Annotated in this window: 14 protein-coding genes; 6 read left to right on the top strand and 8 right to left on the bottom strand. The window is 72.3% G+C overall.

All coding sequences use genetic code 11. From position 1 onward, the window contains the following. Positions 1 to 45 precede the first annotated feature (45 nt). Positions 46 to 474, top strand: coding sequence for a hotdog domain-containing protein (locus AB0367_RS09670; RefSeq protein WP_366225799.1), 429 nt, complete (start codon positions 46 to 48; stop codon positions 472 to 474). Positions 475 to 502: 28 nt separating this feature from the next. Beyond that, complete coding sequence (locus AB0367_RS09665; RefSeq protein ID WP_366225798.1) at positions 503 to 1,303, top strand: MBL fold metallo-hydrolase; 801 nt, start codon at positions 503 to 505, stop codon at positions 1,301 to 1,303. Between the two features lie 35 nt (positions 1,304 to 1,338). Here AB0367_RS09665 and AB0367_RS09660 read toward each other — a convergent pair whose 3' ends face one another. After that, positions 1,339 to 3,384 (bottom strand): catalase, encoded by a 2,046-nt coding sequence (locus AB0367_RS09660; RefSeq protein ID WP_366225797.1) that lies wholly within the window; start codon positions 3,382 to 3,384, stop codon positions 1,339 to 1,341. 29 nt (positions 3,385 to 3,413) lie between these two features. Continuing rightward, a complete protein-coding gene (locus AB0367_RS09655) occupies positions 3,414 to 4,028 on the bottom strand; it encodes a TetR/AcrR family transcriptional regulator (protein WP_366225796.1) in 615 nt (204 codons plus the stop codon). A gap of 93 nt (positions 4,029 to 4,121) precedes the next feature. Here AB0367_RS09655 and AB0367_RS09650 point away from each other — a divergent pair, with 93 nt between their 5' ends. Further along, complete coding sequence (locus AB0367_RS09650; protein ID WP_366225795.1) at positions 4,122 to 5,174, top strand: alpha/beta hydrolase; 1,053 nt, start codon at positions 4,122 to 4,124, stop codon at positions 5,172 to 5,174. Here AB0367_RS09650 and AB0367_RS09645 read toward each other — a convergent pair whose 3' ends face one another. After that, on the bottom strand, positions 5,175 to 5,945 hold the full coding sequence (locus tag AB0367_RS09645; protein ID WP_366225794.1) for a DeoR/GlpR family DNA-binding transcription regulator: 771 nt from the start codon (positions 5,943 to 5,945) through the stop codon (positions 5,175 to 5,177). A 303-nt stretch (positions 5,946 to 6,248) separates the two neighbouring features. Here AB0367_RS09645 and AB0367_RS09640 point away from each other — a divergent pair, with 303 nt between their 5' ends. Beyond that, positions 6,249 to 7,139: a sugar isomerase gene (locus AB0367_RS09640; protein WP_366225793.1), complete on the top strand. Its 891-nt coding sequence runs from the start codon at positions 6,249 to 6,251 to the stop codon at positions 7,137 to 7,139. A 60-nt stretch (positions 7,140 to 7,199) separates the two neighbouring features. On the opposite strand, the gene AB0367_RS09635 is transcribed toward AB0367_RS09640, so the two are convergent. The 3 genes from AB0367_RS09635 to AB0367_RS09625 form a co-directional block, all read right to left on the bottom strand. Then, entirely contained in the window at positions 7,200 to 9,707 is a 2,508-nt protein-coding gene (locus tag AB0367_RS09635; RefSeq protein WP_366225792.1) for a DUF3516 domain-containing protein, read from the bottom strand. Beyond that, positions 9,704 to 10,351: a tRNA (guanosine(46)-N7)-methyltransferase TrmB gene (gene trmB, locus AB0367_RS09630; protein WP_366225791.1), complete on the bottom strand. Its 648-nt coding sequence runs from the start codon at positions 10,349 to 10,351 to the stop codon at positions 9,704 to 9,706. The genes AB0367_RS09635 and trmB overlap by 4 nt, the downstream gene beginning before the upstream one ends. Positions 10,352 to 10,419: 68 nt before the next feature. Continuing rightward, positions 10,420 to 11,262 carry a LysR family transcriptional regulator gene (locus AB0367_RS09625; protein WP_366225789.1) on the bottom strand — a complete coding sequence of 281 codons (843 nt, stop codon included), beginning with the start codon at positions 11,260 to 11,262 and terminating at the stop codon, positions 10,420 to 10,422. Between the two features lie 72 nt (positions 11,263 to 11,334). Here AB0367_RS09625 and metE point away from each other — a divergent pair, with 72 nt between their 5' ends. Together metE and AB0367_RS09615 are read left to right on the top strand one after the other, a co-directional pair. After that, positions 11,335 to 13,509 carry a 5-methyltetrahydropteroyltriglutamate--homocysteine S-methyltransferase gene (metE, locus tag AB0367_RS09620; RefSeq protein ID WP_366225788.1) on the top strand — a complete coding sequence of 725 codons (2,175 nt, stop codon included), beginning with the start codon at positions 11,335 to 11,337 and terminating at the stop codon, positions 13,507 to 13,509. Between the two features lie 4 nt (positions 13,510 to 13,513). After that, complete coding sequence (locus AB0367_RS09615; protein WP_366225787.1) at positions 13,514 to 14,041, top strand: cupin domain-containing protein; 528 nt, start codon at positions 13,514 to 13,516, stop codon at positions 14,039 to 14,041. 1,295 nt (positions 14,042 to 15,336) lie between these two features. Here AB0367_RS09615 and AB0367_RS09610 read toward each other — a convergent pair. Continuing rightward, on the bottom strand, positions 15,337 to 15,864 hold the full coding sequence (locus AB0367_RS09610) for a YbhB/YbcL family Raf kinase inhibitor-like protein (RefSeq protein ID WP_366225786.1): 528 nt from the start codon (positions 15,862 to 15,864) through the stop codon (positions 15,337 to 15,339). A gap of 67 nt (positions 15,865 to 15,931) precedes the next feature. Further along, a complete protein-coding gene (locus AB0367_RS09605) occupies positions 15,932 to 17,782 on the bottom strand; it encodes a hypothetical protein (protein ID WP_366225785.1) in 1,851 nt (616 codons plus the stop codon). Positions 17,783 to 17,793: the final 11 nt, after the last annotated feature.

The following is a 17,793-nucleotide window of genomic DNA, read 5'->3' as shown; positions in this document are numbered from 1 at the left end:
CAAGGAACACTGCCTTCGAATTACCGCGGTCGCTACGCTTGGGTTATGCAGCCGAGTGAGCGCCCCACCGTCGATGCGACCCCCTGGGTCGGTGCTGTCACCCGCGTCGAGCTCACGGTGACCGATGCCGACACCGCGCAGGCGGTGGGCTCGGGCGACGTGCCCGTCCTCGGCACGCCGCGGGTGCTGGCGCTGGCCGAGGCGGCGACCGTCGGCGCGACCGCGAGCCGGCTGCCGCCGGGCTTCACCACCGTCGGCACGCGCGTCGAGATCGAGCACCGCGTCGCGACCCCGATCGGCGGTCGCGTCGTCGCCGAAGCGCGCATGGCCAAGGTCGACGGGCGCAAGCTCGTGTTCGAGATCGTGGTCAGGGACAGCCGGCAGGTCGTCGCCGAGGGGCGCGTGGAGCGGGTGATCGTCGATCGCGCCCGTTTCCTTGCCAAGGCGCTGGAGGACCGCGAAGCCACCACGTGACCGGTCCGGAGCGAGCGGAGGTTTCGCAATGACCGTGCTGCATGAGATCGCCGCGGGGATTCACGTGCTGCGCTACCCGGTGCTCGACGTCAACGCCACCCTGGTCGTCGGCGGCGAGGCGGCGCTGGTCGTCGACACCCTGTCCACGCCGGGCCAGGCCCAGGACCTCTTGGCGGCGGTACGCCGCGTGACCCCCCTTCCCCTCGTCGTGGTCAACACGCACCACCACTTCGACCACACGTTCGGCAACATGGTCTTCGCCGACGGCGGCGCGCCGATCTGGGGCCACGAGGAGGCCGCCGCCCTGATCGGGCCCGGGCTGCGCGAGCGGGCCGTGCCCGAGCACCCCGACCTGGCCGCTGACCTGGCCTGCCTCACGCCCGTCCCGCCGACCCGTCTGGTCCGCACCTCCGCCGAGCTGGACCTGGGCGACCGCGTGGTCAGGCTGCGCCACTACGGCCGGGGTCACTCCGTCGGCGATCTGGTGACGCTCGTGCCGGACGCCGAGGTCGTCATCGCCGGCGACCTGGTGGAGGAGAGCGGCCCGCCGCAGTTCGACGACGCGTATCCGCTCGAGTGGCCCGACACCCTGGCCGCCCTGCTGCTCGACCTCAGCCCGCAGACCCAGGTCGTGCCGGGCCACGGCGCCGTCGTCGGACCCCGCTTCGTGACCGCCCAGCACGAGCAGCTGGCGGCCCTGGCGTGGCTGATCCGCGACGGCGACCGGGACGGCGCCCCGGCCGAGCGGGTGGCCGCGAAGGCGCCGTTCCCGCACGACATGTCGATGGGCGCGGTGAGACGCGGCTACGTGCAGCTGAACATGCCTTAGTCAGCCGGCCACGCGGCAGGTCAGGCCGGGATGTGTCAGGCCGGGATGCTGGTCACCTCGCGGTCGAAGTTGCGATGCGACGCCAGCGCGGCCAGCAGGGTGTGCGGGAAGTCCGGGGTGAACTCCTCCTCCACGATCAGCGCCGGATCCGACGCGGCCGTCGTCAGCGGGATCTGCGCCCGCTGCAGCACGCCCAGGCCGGTGCCGAACGCGCCGACCGGCTTGCCGTGCTTGTACGCCTCCGCGGCGAAATGCACCGCCGCGCCCTCCACCGACAGGTCGGCCGCGGCGCTGGGTACCACCACGGCGTCGTAGAGGACCGACGCGGTCGTGGTGATGGCGTGGGTGACCTCCAGCGGCACGCCGTCGGAGGTGGTCACGGCGGCGTCGGTGATGCCCAGCAGGTCGACCACGGCGCCCGCCTCGGTGCAGGAGTCGCGCAGGTGCGCGAGGACGCGGGAATCGGCGCCGTCGGCCATCAGTACGGCCACGCGGCGGGTGCGCGCCGAGGCGCCGGCGACGTCGCGCGCCTGGGACAGCGCGGGCGAGCTGCGGCCGTGGTTGTCGACGGACTTGACCGGCTCCTCGACGCCGATGCCCTGCGCGACGGCCACCGCCAGGTCGTGGTCGATGCGGTTGAGGTGCTCGACCGCGCGGACGCGGATCGGCATCGCGGTGACCTTGCCGAGCTCGAAGCGGTACGCCGCGATGATGTGCTCCTGCTCCCACGCCGACATGCTGTTCCAGAACAGGGTCGCCTGCGAGTAGTGGTCGGCGAAGGTTTCGCTGCGCTTGCGCTCCTTCGGGCCGTCGACGTGCTCGGGGTACGACGTGAGGCCCGGCCCCACCTGCAGCGTCCCGCCCAGGGAGCTGGGGTGGTAGTTGGTGCGGCCGGTCGGCACCGCCTCCTGGTGGAAGCCGTCCTGCTGGTGGTTGCGCACGGGCGTGAGCGGGCGGTTGATCGGCAGCTGCGCGAAGTTGGGGCCGCCGAGACGGGTGAGCTGGGTGTCGAGGTACGAGAACAGCCGGGCCTGCAGCAGCGGATCGTCCGAGAAGTCGATGCCGGGCACGGTATTGCCGACGCAGAAGGCGACCTGCTCGGTCTCGGCGAAGAAGTTGTCCGGGTTGCGGTCCAGGGTGAGCCGGCCGACGGGGGTGACCGGCACGAGCTCCTCGGGGATGAGCTTGGTCGGGTCGAGCACGTCGATCTCTTCGAGGTCGAAGGCGCGCTCCTCCGGGATGAGCTGCAGGCCGAGCTCCCACGACGGGTACTCGCCGGCCTCGATCGCCTCCCACAGGTCACGGCGGTTGAAGTCGGGGTCGCGGCCCGAGATCAGCTGGGCCTCGTCGAACACCAGCGAGTGGATGCCGAGCGCCGGGGTCCAGTGCAGCTTCGCGAAGGTGCTGCGGCCGTGGCCGTTGATCAGGCGGAAGGTGTGTACCCCGAAGCCCTGCATCATCCGGTAGCTGCGCGGCAGCGCGCGGTCGGACATGAGCCAGATGACGTGGTGCATGGTCTCCGGCTGGAGGGTGACGAAGTCCCAGAACGTGTCGTGCGACGACGCGGCCTGCGGCATCTCGTTGTTCGGCTCGGGCTTGAGCGCGTGCACCAGGTCGGGGAACTTGATGCCGTCCTGGATGAAGAAGACCGGCATGTTGTTGCCGACGAGGTCGAAGTTGCCCTGCCGCGTGTAGAACTTCACGGCGAAGCCGCGCACGTCGCGGGGCGTGTCGGTGGAGCCGCGCGAGCCCTGGACCGTGGAGAAACGCGCGAAGACCGGCGTGCGGGCGTCCGGGTCGGTGAGGAAGTCCGCGGTCGTGTACTCGTCCAGCGGCTCGTACACCTGGAAGTACCCGTGCGCGCCGGAGCCGCGGGCATGCACCACCCGCTCGGGGATCCGCTCGTGGTCGAAGCGCATGAGCTTCTCCCGCAGGTGGAAGTCCTCGAGCAGGGTGGGCCCGCGAGCGCCGGCCCGCAACGAGTTGTCGGTGTCGTCGACCGGGATGCCCTGGTCGGTGGTCAGCGCCCCCTCGGTGAACGGGCGCCTACGCGCGGCGATCTGCCGGTCCTTGGAGGTCATGCCCCTTGCGCTACCACGACCCGGGCGGTTTACACCTTCTGCACCACGGCCGAAGACCCGGAGGCGACCAGCCGCTCGCACACGGCGCGCAGCGCGAGGGCCAGGTCCCGGCCGCTCATCGCACGCTCCGGCGCGACGAGGTGCTGCACCACCACCCCGGCGAGCAGCGCCTGATAGAGCCCGCCCACGGCCCGGGCCAGCTCGGGCTCGGCGGCGGAGTCGATCCCGTGGAACAGCGCGGCCAGCGCCGCCTCCGCCTCGACCTGCGCCGCCGCCCACGGCGACTCGGGCGCGGCCTGCCGGCCCAGCTTCGTGACGAGCTCGAACTGCGTGGTCCACAGCGAGCGGTTGGCGGTGACCGACGCGATCACCCGGTCCCAGATGGCCACGAACCGCTCCTCCGGGTCGGCAGGCGTAGGGCTGCCGGCCCCGCCGGTGAGCGCCCGCTCGAGCTCGTCGCTCCACTGGTCGAGCGCCCGCCGCAGCGCCTCGTCGAGCAGCGCCTCGGTGGTCCTGAAGTGGTAGTTGATCGCCGCGAGGCTCACCCCGGCCGCGGCGGCGATGTCCCGCGCGGTGGTGGCCGCGTACCCCTTCTCGAGCAGGCACTGCTGCGCGCCGTCGAGGAGCTTCTCCCGGTTACCCATGGCTCCGATCGTACCGTCTGAAAATTCCGTCTTGAACAAATGTCTCAGACGTCTGTACAGTCAATCGCGTCAGATCCGACCAGGGAGGTCCCGATGTCCGTGCTCGTCGCCGCCGCCGTCACCGCCGCCGCCATCGCTGCCGCCGGCTCCGCGCCGCTCGCCTACCGGGCCGCCCGCAAGCGGCAGCGGGCCGCCGAGGCCCGCATCGACACCCCCGCCGGCATCGCCGAGGGCCGCTACGTCAGCATCGGCGGCGTCGAGCAGTGGCTGCAGATCCGCGGCGAGGACCGGGCCAATCCGGTGCTGCTCGTCGTGCACGGCGGCCCCGGCTCGCCGTACTCGGTGTTCACCCCGCTCCTGCGGGAGTGGGAGCGGCACTTCACCGTCGTGCAGTGGGACCGCCGCGGCTGCGGCCGGACGCTGCGGCGCAGCGGCTTGCACCCGGAGGAACTCACGTTCGACCGGCTGGTCGACGACGGCATCGAGGTCGCCGAGTACGTGGGCGAGCACCTCGGCCAGAGCCGCGTCATCCTGATGGCCGGCTCGATGGGCACGATCGTCGGCCTGCCGATGGTCCGCCGCCGCCCCGACCTGTTCAGCGCGTACGTCGGCACCGACTTCTACGTGAACATGATCGAGAACGAGCGCCGGGGCCGGGCCGAGACGCTGCAACGGCTGCGCGCGGCCGGCAACCGGCGGGGCGTGGCCGCGCTGGAGGCGCTCGATCCCGACCCGCGTGCCTGGGGCTTCAAGGCGTGGGGCACCCGGATGCAGTGGTCGATGGCCACCGATCCGACCACCCCGAACGCGGTGTTCCGGCTGCTGTTCCCGCTGCTGCTGACCAAGCCCGACTACTCGCTGCGCGACGTGGCCGCCTGGCTCAGGGGCTTCAGCAAGGTCAACGAGGCGATGTACGAGCAGTTCATGCGCTTCGACGCACGGGCGCTCGGCACGACGTTCGAGGTCCCGTTCTACCTGTTCCAGGGCGCGCACGACGTGGTGACGCTGATCGAGCCCGCGGTGGAGTACTTCGCCGAGGTCCGGGCCCCCGAGAAGGAGCTGGTCCGCATCGAGGGCGCGAGCCACTTCGCCGCGTTCACCGAGCCGGGGCAGTTCCTGGAGGCGCTGCGCCGCGTCCGGTGCTGATCAGAAAGTGACGACGGTGCCGGTATGGCGGGCCACCACGACCTCGGTGCCTGCCCGGCGGATCGCCTCCACCTGGTCGGGGTCCGCGCTCGCGTCGGTCACCAGCACGGCCACGTCCGTGATGGCGCAGATACCCGCCAGGCAGTTGCGGCCCACCTTGGAGCCGTCGGCGACCACCATCACCCGCTCGGCCCGCCGGATCATCGCCGCGTTGGTGTGCGCCTCGATCTCGTCGTGCGTGGTCAGGCCGCCGCGCGCGCTGATGCCGTCGACGCCGACGACGGCGACCTCCATGTTGAGTCCGGACAGCGCCTGATCGGCGATGGGACCGACCAGCTCGTACGACTGGGTGCGGGACACGCCGCCCGTCATGATCAGCTTGAGCTGCGGGCGCAGGACCAGCTCGGAGGCGATGTTGAGGGCGTTGGTCACCACGGTCAGGTCGACCCGGTCGGCGAGCAGGCGGGCCAGCATGAACGTGGTCGTACCACCGGTGAGGCCGAGCGTCAGCGGGCCGCGCGGCAGCAGCGCGGCCGCGCGCTGGGCGACCAGCGCCTTCTCGTCGCGCTGCTGGCCCACCCGGTAGCGCACCGGCAGCTCGTAGGCCACGTCCACGGCGACGGCGCCGCCATGCGTGCGCGACAGCAGCCGTTGCTCCTCCAGCACCTGCAGGTCGCGGCGAATCGTCGCCGTGGAGACCGCGAACTCCTCGGCGAGGCCGCCGGCGTCGACGGAGCCGTGCCGCGAAACGCGCTCAAGGATGGCCGACATACGGTCGCCCCGCCGCAGCGAACTCCGTGCCACCCCAAAGCTCCGATCGACGGATCACGATAATGATCAAACGCGCAACGATCATAGTCCGTTTCCGCGCGGACCGCGCGCTTCGCGAAGGGGTCGCAGGGGCGAAGCCCCCGACAGGGCGAGCGAAGCGATGCAGTGCGAGCGAAGCGAGCATGGGGGGTGTGGGGTGGGAACCCCCCACTGATGCTCGAGCGAAGCAAGAGCCAGGCTAGAAACAGTCCATTTGCGCAGCCGCCCTTGTGCATTCTGCGCGAACGCGCATAACGTTCGCGCATGACCGACACCGCACTCGAAATCGCCAGCCAACCGGCCGTGTGGGCCAGTGGGATCGCCCTGGCCGAGGAGGCCCGCGCCGCGCTCGCCGCCCCCGGCGCGCGGACGCTCATCCTGGGCTGCGGCACCTCCTGGTTCGTGGCCCAGAGCCTTGCCGAGTTGCGGGAGGCGGCCGGCCTCGGCGAGACCGACGCCGTGTGCGCGTCGGAGTTCGTGCCGCGCCGCCGATATGACCGGGTCGTGGCCATCACGCGCTCGGGCACGTCGACGGAGGTGCTCGAAGCGCTGCGCCGGCTGCCGGCGGGGGTGCACCGGGTGGCGATCACCGCGGTCGACGGCGAGCCGGTCGACGATCTCGTCGATACCCGGGTCCTGCTCGGTTTCGCCGACGAGCGCAGCGTCGTGCAGACCCGCTTCCCGACGACGGTGCTGGCGATGGCCCGCGCGGCGTTCGGCGAGGACCTCGGCCATCTCGCCGCCGACGGCGCGGCCGCGCTGGCCGCCCCGCTGCCGGCCGACCCGGCCGGGATCGAGCACCTCGTGTTCCTCGGCACCGGCTGGACCGTCGGGCTGGCCCACGAGGCCGCGCTCAAGGTGCGTGAGGCGGCGCAGGCCTGGTCTGAGTCGTACCCCGCGATGGACTACCGCCACGGCCCGGTCGCCGTCGCCGGCCCGCGCAGCCTGGTCTGGTCGTTCGGGGCGGTGCCCGCGTCGCTCGACGACGCCGTGCTCGCCGCCGGCGCGCTGCCCTACCGCGACGGCCGTGACCCGCTCGCCCAGCTGGTCCTCGCCCAGCGCTTCGCCGTCGCGCTCGCCGCGCACCGGGGCCTCGACCCCGACCACCCGCGCCTGCTGACCCGGTCGGTCGTGCTCGCCGACCCGCTCGCCTGAGGGCTGCCGCCTCGTCGACCCGCGCAAAATACCTGCGGACCGCCGCCGGGCTGACCAGCCCTACCCGGAGGCGGGGCCGACGGAGATGACTCGCACCGCCGCGGCGCCCTGGGCGTCGGACTCGGCCAGGTCGACCTCGGCGACGATCGCCCAGTCGCGGTCGCCCTCCGGGTCGTCGAAGATCTGGCGCACGTGCCAGCGGTCCGGCTTCTGCTCGATGATGAGCAGGGCCGGGCCGCGCGCGTCGGGACCGACGCCGAGGGAGTCGTACTCATCGAAGTACGCCTCGATCGCGTCCTGCCACGCGTCCGCGGTGAACCCGTGCTCGCCGTCGAGCTCGCCCAGCTCGTCGTAGCGGTGCAGCGCGGCGAGCTCGACCCGGCGGAAGAGCGCGTTGCGCACCAGGACCCGGAACGCGCGCAGGTTGCGGGTGACCGCCGGCGGGCGCTCGTCGCGCACCAGAGTCTGCTCTTCCCCGGGGTTGCGCAGCCGTTCCCACTCGTCGATGAGGCTGGAGTCGACCTGACGGACCAGTTCGCCGAGCCACTCGATGAGGTCGCCGAGCTCCTCGGTGCGCGCGTCCTCCGGCACCGTCTGGCGCATGGCCTTGTAGGCGTCGGCGAGATACCGCAGCACGAGCCCTTCGGAGCGCGACAACCCGTAGAACCCGACGTACTCGACGAACGTCATCGCCCGCTCGTACATGTCGCGCACCACGGACTTCGGCGACAACGCGTAGTCGGCGACCCAGGGGTGGCCCTGCTTGTACAGGTGGTAGGCGTTGTCGAGCAGATCGACGAGCGGCTTCGGGTGGGTGACCGACTCGAGCAGCTCCAGCCGCTGCTCGTACTCGATGCCCTCGGCCTTCATCGCCGCGACCGCCTCGCCGCGGGCCTTGAACTGCTGCGCGGAGAGCACCTGCCGCGGGTCGTCCAATGTGGACTCGATGACGGAGAGCACGTCGAGGGCGTAGCCGGGCGCCTCCCGGTCGAGCAGCTCGATCGCGGCCAGCGCGAACGGCGACAGCGGCTGGTTGAGCGCGAAGTCCATCTGCAGGTCGACGGTGAGCCGCACCCGGCGGCCCTCCTCGTCGGGTTCAGGCAGCTGCTCCACCACTCCGCCGGCCAGCAGGGCCCGGTAGATGGCGATGGCGCGGCGGATCAGCCGGCGCTGCGAGTGGGCGTCCTCGTGGTTCTCGGTGAGCAGGTGCCGCATCGCCGCGAACGCGTCGCCGTGGCGGCTGATCACGTTGAGCAGCATCGCGTGCGACACCTGGAAGCTGGACCTCAGCGGCTCGGGCTCGGCATCCACCAGGCGGTCGTAGGTGGGCCGGCCCCAGCCGATCGAGCCCTCCGGCGGCTTCTTGCGCACCACCTTGCGCCGCTTCTTCGGGTCGTCGCCGGCCTTCGCGAGGGCCCGCTCGTTGTCGATGACGTGCTCGGGCGCCTGTACCACGACCGTGCCGACGGTGTCGAACCCGGCGCGCCCGGCCCGGCCGGCGATCTGGTGGAACTCCCGGGCGTACAGCAGGCGGGTCTTCTGCCCGTCGTACTTCGACAGCGCCGTGAACAGCACCGTGCGGATCGGCACGTTGATGCCGACGCCGAGGGTGTCGGTGCCGCAGATCACCTTGAGCAGCCCGGCCTGGGCCAGGGTCTCCACCAGCCGGCGGTACTTCGGGAGCATCCCCGCGTGATGCACGCCGATCCCGTGCCGCACGAGGCGCGACAGCGTCTTGCCGAAGCCGGCGGTGAACCGGAAGTTGCCGATGGCCTCGGCGATCATGTCCTTCTCGGCGCGAGTGGACACGTTGACGCTCATCAGCGCCTGCGCCCGCTCCAGCGCCGCGGCCTGGGTGAAGTGCACGATGTAGACGGGGGCCTGCCGGGTGCCCAGCAGCTCCTCGATCGTCTCGTGCAGCGGGTCCATCGAGTAGGTGAACATGAGCGGCACCGGTCGCTCGGCGTTCTTCACCACCGCCGTCGGGCGCCCGGTGCGCCGGGTCAGGTCCTCTTCGAAGCGCGTCACGTCGCCGAGCGTGGCCGACATGAGGACGAACTGGGCCCGCGACAGCTCGATGAGCGGCACCTGCCAGGCCCACCCGCGGTCCGGTTCGGCGTAGAAGTGGAACTCGTCCATCACGACGATGCCGACGTCGGCCTGGGCGCCGTCGCGCAGGGCGATGTTGGCCAGGATCTCCGCGGTACAGCAGATGATCGGCGCGTCGGCGTTGACGCTGGCGTCGCCGGTGAGCATCCCGACGTTCTCCGCGCCGAACATCTCCACCAGCGCGAAGAACTTCTCCGACACCAGCGCCTTGATCGGCGCGGTGTAGAACGTGGTCCGGTCGCTCGCCAGGGCCGCGAAGTGCGCGCCGGCGGCGACGAGGCTCTTGCCGGAGCCGGTCGGGGTGTTGAGGATGAGGTTCGCCCCGGAGACGATCTCGATCAGCGACTCCTCCTGGTGCGGGTACAGGCTGAGCCCCTGCTCACCCGCCCACTCGGAGAAAGCCTCGAAGACCGCGTCGACGTCCCCGCCACGCGGCACTCTTGCCGCCAGATTCTTCATGTCCGCTCGTACATCAGGTCGAAGGACGGCCGGCCGGCGCGCACGGCGCGCAGCTCGAACTTGGTCATGGGCCGGTGGTCCGGGCGGGGCGCGAAGCCGTCGAAACGGTTGGTGAGCCCGGGGTCGGCGTCGAGGGTCTCCAGCATCGCCTGCGCGTAGCCGGCGTCGTCGGTGGCGCAGTGCAACAGTCCGCCGGGGCGCAGCCGCTCGCGCATCAGGGCCACCCGCCCGGGCACGATGAGCCGCCGCTTGTGGTGGCGCGACTTGGGCCACGGGTCGGGGAAGAACACGTGCACGGCGGCGAGGCTCGCGATCGGGATCTCCTCGCGCAGCAGCTCGATCGCGTCCACCGCGGCGACCCGCAGGTTGGTCAGGCCCTGCCGCTCGATCAGCGCGAGAAGGTTGGCCACGCCGGGAGTGTGCACCTCCACGGCCAGGTAGCGCCGGCCCGGGTCGGCCGCAGCCATCTGCGCGGTGGCGTCCCCCATCCCGGAACCGATCTCGAGCACGTCGACGGGCTCGCCGGGCACGAACGCGTAGCGCTCGGCGAGGCGCTCGAGGGCATCGAAATGCCTGCCGCTGAGCCGCCCGCGGCGCGGGTGATAGGTCCGGACGATCCGGAGCGGACGGTCGACGGTGGTCATGGGGACCCAACCTTACCCGACCACGAACGCCGCCCGCCCGGGCACGGGTTCGGCGCGGCCGGGCGCGGTCACCGGCGCAGCGCCTCCTGGGCCGCCTGGACCAGCGCCATCACATCCTCGCCGGCCGTCGCCGCGGACCAGACCAGCGCGAACGTCAGGCGCGGTGGCGGGCCGGCCAGCGGGACGAACCGGACGTCGGGCCGCCGGACGGTGTCGACGAGCAGCTGCGGTACCGGCAAGGCGCCCCGGCCGGCCGCGACCAGGTCCAGGGCGGCGGCCGGATCGTCGACCGGCTCCGGGGCCAGCGGCGCGCCGTCGGGCAGCGCGACGCCACGGGGCAGCAGCAGCCGCCCAGCCCGGTCCAGGGTGAGCGTGGGCGCGGTGGAGAGCCGGTCGGCGGCCGGCAGCGCCAGATGGGTCAGCGGCACGTGAAACCGGGCGGCGGTGGCGAAGCCGGGCGGGAACGGCGCGCTCATCAGCGCCGCCGCGGCCCGGCCCCGGGTCAGCTCGTCGGTCGCGGCCCGCCAGCCGGCCGGGGCCAGCTCCAGATCGACGCCGGGCTTGCGGCCGGTGAGGCGGCGCGCGACCCGGGCGGCGAACCCGCCGGCGAGCGGCGCATAAGCGAGGCGAATCGTCGCCGGGGCGGGCACCGCCAGCCGGGCGGCCTCCGCGGCGAAACCGGCCGCCTGCTCCAGCAGCGCCTCCGCGTGTGGCAGCAGCGCGGCGCCGGCGTCCGTCAGCGCGACCTCGCGGCTGGTGCGCTCGAACAGGCGTAGGCCCAGCTCGCGCTCCAGGCGGGCGACCGCCTGGCTCACGGCCGGCTGGGACAGGCCCAGGGCCGCGGCGGCCCGCGAGAACGACCGGTGCCGCGCGACCAGCGCGAAGCATTCGATGTCTCGCAGGGGCGCCATGACGATCAGTATCGGCCATTCGCGCCGCTTATCGATTGCCCATTTCCCGCGCCGAGCGGCCACGATCCGCCCGTGACCCATGACTTTCCCGCTTCCACTGTGCTCGGGTACCCGCGCATCGGGCCGGACCGTGAGCTGAAACACGCCCTCGAGGCCTACTGGGCGGGCCGGATCGACCGGGCGGCGCTGGAGGAGACCGGCCGGTCGCTGCGCGCCGGGACCTGGCGCCGCCTGCACGAGCTGGGCCTGCGGGAGCCGGGGGCCCTGCCGTCGAACACGTTCTCGCTCTACGACCACGTCCTCGACGCCGCCGCCATGGTCGGCGCGGTGCCGCAGCGCTACCGCGACGCGCCCGACCCGTACTTCGCGATGGCCCGCGGCGCGGACGGCGTCGCACCGCTGCGGATGACGAAGTGGTTCGACACCAACTACCACTACATCGTCCCCGAGATCGGGCCGCGCACCGCGCTGCGCGCCGTGCCGGACAAGCCGCTCGCGGAGCTGCGCGAGGCCCGCGAGCTCGGCTACGCGACCCGCCCGGTGCTGCTCGGCCCGGTGACGCTGCTGCGGCTGGCGCAGGCGGCACCGGGCGCCAGCCTGTGCCAGACCGGCTTCACGCCCCTGGACCGCCTCGACGACCTCCTCGACGTGTACGGCGAGCTGCTGTCCGCCCTGGCGGAGCACGCCGCCTGGGTGCAGCTGGACGAGCCGGTGCTCGTCACCGACGGCGGCTCGCCCGCGGTCCGCCACGCCTACCGCCGCCTCGCCGGCCTCAGCCGGCGCCCGAAGCTTCTGGTCGCCTCCTATTTCGGCGACGCCGGCGACGCGCTCCCGGCGCTCGCGGTGGCGCCGGTGGACGGGGTCGCGGTCGACCTGACCCACGGGGTACCGGCGCATCTGGAGCTGTTCGAGGGCCGCACGGTCGTCGGCGGGGTCGTGTCCGGCCGCAACGTGTGGCGCACCGACCCGGACGCGGCGCGGGCCCTGCTCGCCGCGTCCGGCGCGACCGCGGTCGGCACGAGCTGCTCGCTGCTGCACGTGCCGTACACGCTGCGCGGTGAGGAGGGTCTGTCATCCGGTCTGCCCTCGGAGCTGGCGTCTCGCCTCGCCTTCGCCGAGGAGAAGGTCGCCGAGGTCGTCGCGCTGGCCGGGCTCGGGCCGAAGCCTGGGCCCCTACCGGCGCCGCCGCGGTCCGCCGGGCCGGTGCGAAGCGAGTCGCGCGGCGCGTACGAGGCCCGCGCGGCGGCGCAGCGCGACCTGGGGCTGCCCGCGCTGCCGGTGACCACGATCGGCTCGTTCCCGCAGACCGGCGAACTGCGCGCGGCCCGGTCGGCGGCGGCCGCGGGCCGGCTAGCACCGGCCGAGTACGAGGCGCGCATCGAGGCCGAGATCGCCCGGGTGATCGGCGAGCAGGAGCGGCTCGGCCTGGACGTGCTCGTGCACGGCGAGCCGGAGCGCAACGACATGGTGCAGTACTTCGCCGAGCGCCTCGACGGCTTCGCGGTGACCCGCAACGGTTGGGTCCAGTCGTACGGCTCGCGGTGCACCCGCCCGCCGATCCTGTACGGCGACGTCAGCCGGCCCGCGCCGATCACGGTCCGCTGGGCGGCCTACGCCCAGTCGCTGACGCGGCGCCCGGTGAAGGGCATGCTCACCGGCCCGGTGACGATCGTGGCGTGGTCGTTCGTGCGCGACGACCGGCCGCTGCGCGACGTGACCCTGCAGGTCGCCGACGCGATCCGGGAGGAGGTCACCGACCTGGAGGCGGCCGGCATCCGCATCATCCAGGTCGACGAGCCGGCGCTGCGGGAACTGCTGCCGCTGCGGCGGGAGGAGCGCGCGGAGTACCTGGCGTGGGCGGTCGCCGCGTATCGCCGGGCCACCTCCGGCGCCGCGGACGCCACCCAGATCCACACCCACCTGTGCTACAGCGACGCCGGCGAGGTGCTGGAGGCGATCGACGCCCTCGACGCCGACGTGACGAGCATCGAGGCGGCGCGCTCCGGGTTCGCGGTCGGGGCGTTCGGCCGCGGGATCGGCCCCGGGGTGTACGACATCCACTCCCCGCGCGTCCCGGACCGGGAGGAGATCGCGGCCCGGCTGCGGGCGGCGCTCAGGGCGATCCCGCCGGCACGGCTGTGGGTGAACCCGGACTGCGGCCTGAAGACCCGCACGTACGAAGAGGTCCGCGCCGCCCTGACCAACGTCGTGGAAGCCACCCGAACCCTCCGCGAGTCCATATCGTGAGGGTATGTCGTATCCTCCCCCGCGCTACCTCGGCGAGACGAGGGAGCTCAGCGCCGCGTCCCGGCCGTCGCCGCGCTTCCATCGCTTGATCTCGGAGTCGTTCTTCATCCTGAGCGGCTCGGTGCGCATCTACGACGGCCGGCGCTGGATCGACACCGAGCCGGGCGATTTCGTGTACGTGCCCGAGGGCGGCGTCCACGCGTTTCGCAACGAGTCCGGCGCCCCGGCGGAGATACTGCTGCACTTCGCCCCGGGCGCGCCGCGGGAGGCCTACTTCGAGGGCCTGCCGGACGGACGAGCGGGCCGCCTTCATGCTCGAGCACGACACCTTCTGGCTGTGACCCCCCGGGTTAGCCCTCCAGAAAGCGGACTTTCTAGCTGGCCGCTGCGGCACCCCGCTCGTCGTGATTGGTCACCCTTGGGGAATTTCGAGACGCCACTGGCCGAGCGGATGGTCAGGCGCCCGGTCCTCGGCACGGGATCCGACCGGAATCCGCACGACCTCGACCGACTCGCAAGGCGCTTCCGCTGACGGTGATCCCGCTGGCGTACCGCAACGATCGCGGGTCGCGCGCTCTGATCGCGGCCCGCAGGATTCCGCCGCCGTGGCGGGGCCTCGCGTGGACGACGTTGTGACGTTGCTCCGCTCGCACAGGCGGAGCGCGGATTCGAGCCATGTCGCATTGTTCATGCTCACGGAGGGATTGGTGGCCGGACAACTATTTGCAGGTTCGCTAAATCCCGATGCCGGGTTTGGCGGATTGATCTGGTGGGCCCTGGCGGACCCAGGCTTCCGTTGTTCTTCGGCCCGCGGCCGGCATGAGCGTACACCATTTGGCATTATGGGCTGCCGTTTGGGGCGGTGGTTTCGGTCGGGTTCTGGGATAATTTCATCATGGGGCAGCTGGGATTGTTTTCAAGGGCGGAGTTGGCTGCCATGCGTGACCGGACCAGGTCACGTCATTATTCTCCGGCAAAGGAGCAGTTCCGCCGGGAGCATGCACGGCGTCGGGAATGGGGCCTGGCCAGACGTCACGCCGAGAAGCTCCGCCGCGCCCGCGGTGACACCCCGCCGGCGGTCAGCGACCAGCGCGGCGTATCGGTGCAGGGGCCGGTGCCGCCCTCACCGCCACCGGTCACGCCGCCTGACCAGGAACGACGTCCCGTGAGCGGCACCGCGGCAAACGACTGCGCTCCCGCACCCCGCCAGGTGGACGGCGCCGGACGGCCCGGTCCTGTCCCGAAGCGTCGTCGCGCATCCACGCCACAGCTGCGCCGGCCCGCCGGCCCGGCAACGCACCGAATGTTTGGCGGCAATGAACGGCCGGTGTATCGCAGCCACCTTTCGACGATGCCGCGCACGGCCGAGCGGCATTTCCGCCGAATGCTCCGCAAGGCGGGAACAAGCAACCGCTGTTCCCATGGACCACCGGTGCAGATCCCCGAATGGCTCGACAACGGCGATGGCCGCGCAACGCGGACAGCGGCATGTGTGCTTCCGATTCCGCAGGTCCGGGCAGCGCTTGAAGAGCCGGTGGTCGCCCGAGGTGTGTCGCCTGGGCCAAGGGCGACCTCAGTGGCCGACGTCTCGACGAGGATGGCGTCTACGACGCGTGAAGCCTTGGCCGCTGCCCTGTGATGGCGGCGCATTGGTAGCGGGTACCTGGTCGTCACTTCCGCTCCGGTTTCAGTCACGGCCGGGCAGGTCGAGGAACTTCGGCGATGGATCTCCTCGTCCGGTCGAGGGGTGTGAAGCCGAGCTTCAGGGCCGCGATCTGCGCGCCGCAGGCCCGCCGGCGGGTGCTCGGCGGGCCTGGCGGATGCGGATCAGAAGCCGAACGACGAGACCAGGATGGCGCGGGCGAGGGTGTGAGCGGTGAGGTTGAAGCCGACCACGTTCGCTGAGGAGTCGGCGTCGACGCCGAGGGAGTCGGTGTCCAGGGCGTGCAGCACGAAGAAGTAGCGGTGTGGCGCGTCCTGTGGTGGGGGTGCGGCGCCGCCGAAGTCGCGGGTGCCGTAGTCGTTGCGGGCGTGGATCGCCTCGTCGGGCATGCCGTCCTTCTCGCCGGTGCCGGCGCCCGTGGGCAGGTCGGTGACGGTTGCCGGGAGGTCGTAGACGATCCAGTGCCAGAATCCGCCGCCGGTGGGGGCGTCCGGGTCGTAGCAGGTCACGGCGAAGCTCTTGGTCCCGGCCGGGAAGCCCGACCAGGACAGGTGCGGCGAGGTGTTGCCGCGGGCGTAGACCTGGGCGTCGGGCAGTGTGCCCCCGTCGGTCAGGTCCTCGCTGGTCAAACTGAACGCCGGCACCGCGGGCAGGAAGTCGTACGGCGACGGCGGGCGCGGACGGTCGGTCATGCGTAATCTCCTCGCGAGGTGGCTACAGCTGTCTACCCGGCATCCTCTTACCCAACGACCGGCCGTCTCAAGTCAGGCGATTGACCGCGAGTCCGAGCAACCACACCAGATACGGCTGGTGTACCGCCCCCGCGGCGCGCTGCTCGATGCGTACCACCGTCGGCCCGCGCCGGGCGACGGCCCACTGGCCGGACGCGAAGGCCTCGTCGCCGACGCCGGGGACCGCCATACCGCCGCGGTGGGCCCGGATCGCCAGATCCGCCGCGATACCGGTGGCCACCAGGATGGCGAGCGTCGAGCCGTCCGCCGCCCGGAACTCCGCCATGCTCATCGGGCCGACCGCGACCCCGTGACCCGCGCCGCCGGACACCGAGACCGGCCGGCCGAGGACCCGTCCCACCTCCTCGGCGGTGACCAGATCCGCGGGCGAGACCCGGGCCGGGCGCACCGCCGTCGCCAGAGCGGGCGCCCCGGCGTTCATCGCCCGCTGGATGAGCTGGTCGGTGTTCTCGTCGCCGAAGCTCTGCGAGCGCGACCGCGCGCTGGACTCGACCCGCAGCTCGAGGACCCGCCGGGTCCAGCGCCGCACGGTCAGCGTCACCACGTCGCCGGGTGAGGCGCCGCCGACGATCCCGGACGGACAGGCCCAGGCGACCGTGCGGTCGGAGGCGCCGGAGTCGACCGCGAGGTAGTGCAGCCAGGGGATCGACGGGCTGTCCTCGCCCTGGCTGTGGGCCTTCCAGGTCTCGGTCCACAGCACCTCACCGGTCAGCGTGACCGGGGTGAACAGGTCGACGAGGGTGGCGATCAGGGTGTACCCGCCGTAGATCAGCGGCCACAGGATGAGCACCCGGACGGCGAGGGCGATCCAGTCGGTGACCGAGCCGGGCGCGAGGTCGAACGCGATCGCGTTGAACCGCACGACGAGCGCGGCGACGGCGAGTGCGGCGAGCGCCTTGAGGACCAGCGGGACCGCCTTCTGGCCGTAGCGCGGGAACACGCTCGGATAGCTGACCCGCACGCGGTGCCAGGTGCCGCCGAACGAGGACCACACCCGGCGGCGGTTGCCCATGCCGAGGTCGATCACGGCGCTGCACACGCGGGTCGCACCGACGGCGTCGCCGTAGGACAGGTAGCGGTCCCACACCGTCACGGCCGCCGGCGGCAGGTCGGCGAAGCTCTCGTGCCCGCGCAGGAACGTCTTGAGGCCCAGCCAGCGCGCGGCGGCCGCGCGCCCCTGCGGCGTGTCGCGCTCGCCGCGCGACTTGCCGGCGAAGATCCCCAGCGCCGCCCAGGCGAAGACGGCGACCCAGATGGCGCCCGTGGCGTCGCCGTCGGTACGGCGCTCGTGCAGCGCGATGGCCAGGCCGGCCGCGAGCGACGGGATCGCGGCGATCACGGTCAGCGCGGTGACGACCGCGGGCGAGAAGCGGCGCCGAGACAGGCCGCGCGAGCGCGCGTCGGCGACGATCGCGGCGTTGAGCCGCCTGGTCCAGCCCTTGGCCTCGGCCTCGTTACGGAACGTCAGCGCCGTCAGCGGCACCATGCCGCCAACGGCCAGGCCGCGGACCCGCTCGAAGATCATGGTTTCGTACGCGTTGAGCCCCGACGGCCGATCCTGCCGGACGTGCACCGTCGTCTGCAACGGGTCGTTGCCCGGCTGGCGGAACTCGAGCACCTTACGGGCCGCCAGGTCGATCAGCGTCGACTCGGCGCCGTCCTCGGTCAGCTCCCAGCGCCCGGTGATCAGGCTGACCACGGCCGGCGACTCGGGGCCGCCGAAGTCCTGGGTCGGCGGGGGCGCGTCGATCGGGCGCGGGCGGGTGAGCAGCAGCGCGCCCCAGAACGCGAGCAGCCACACGCCGAGGCCGGCGAGGGCGATGCCGGCCTCGACCAGCAGCGCCGGGTCGATGTTCATCGCTGCGGGGC

The sequence above is a fragment of the Dactylosporangium sp. NPDC051484 genome (genome assembly GCF_040689395.1).
GTDB lineage: Bacteria > Actinomycetota > Actinomycetes > Mycobacteriales > Micromonosporaceae > Dactylosporangium.
This window is presented reverse-complemented; position numbering and strand designations above follow the sequence as displayed.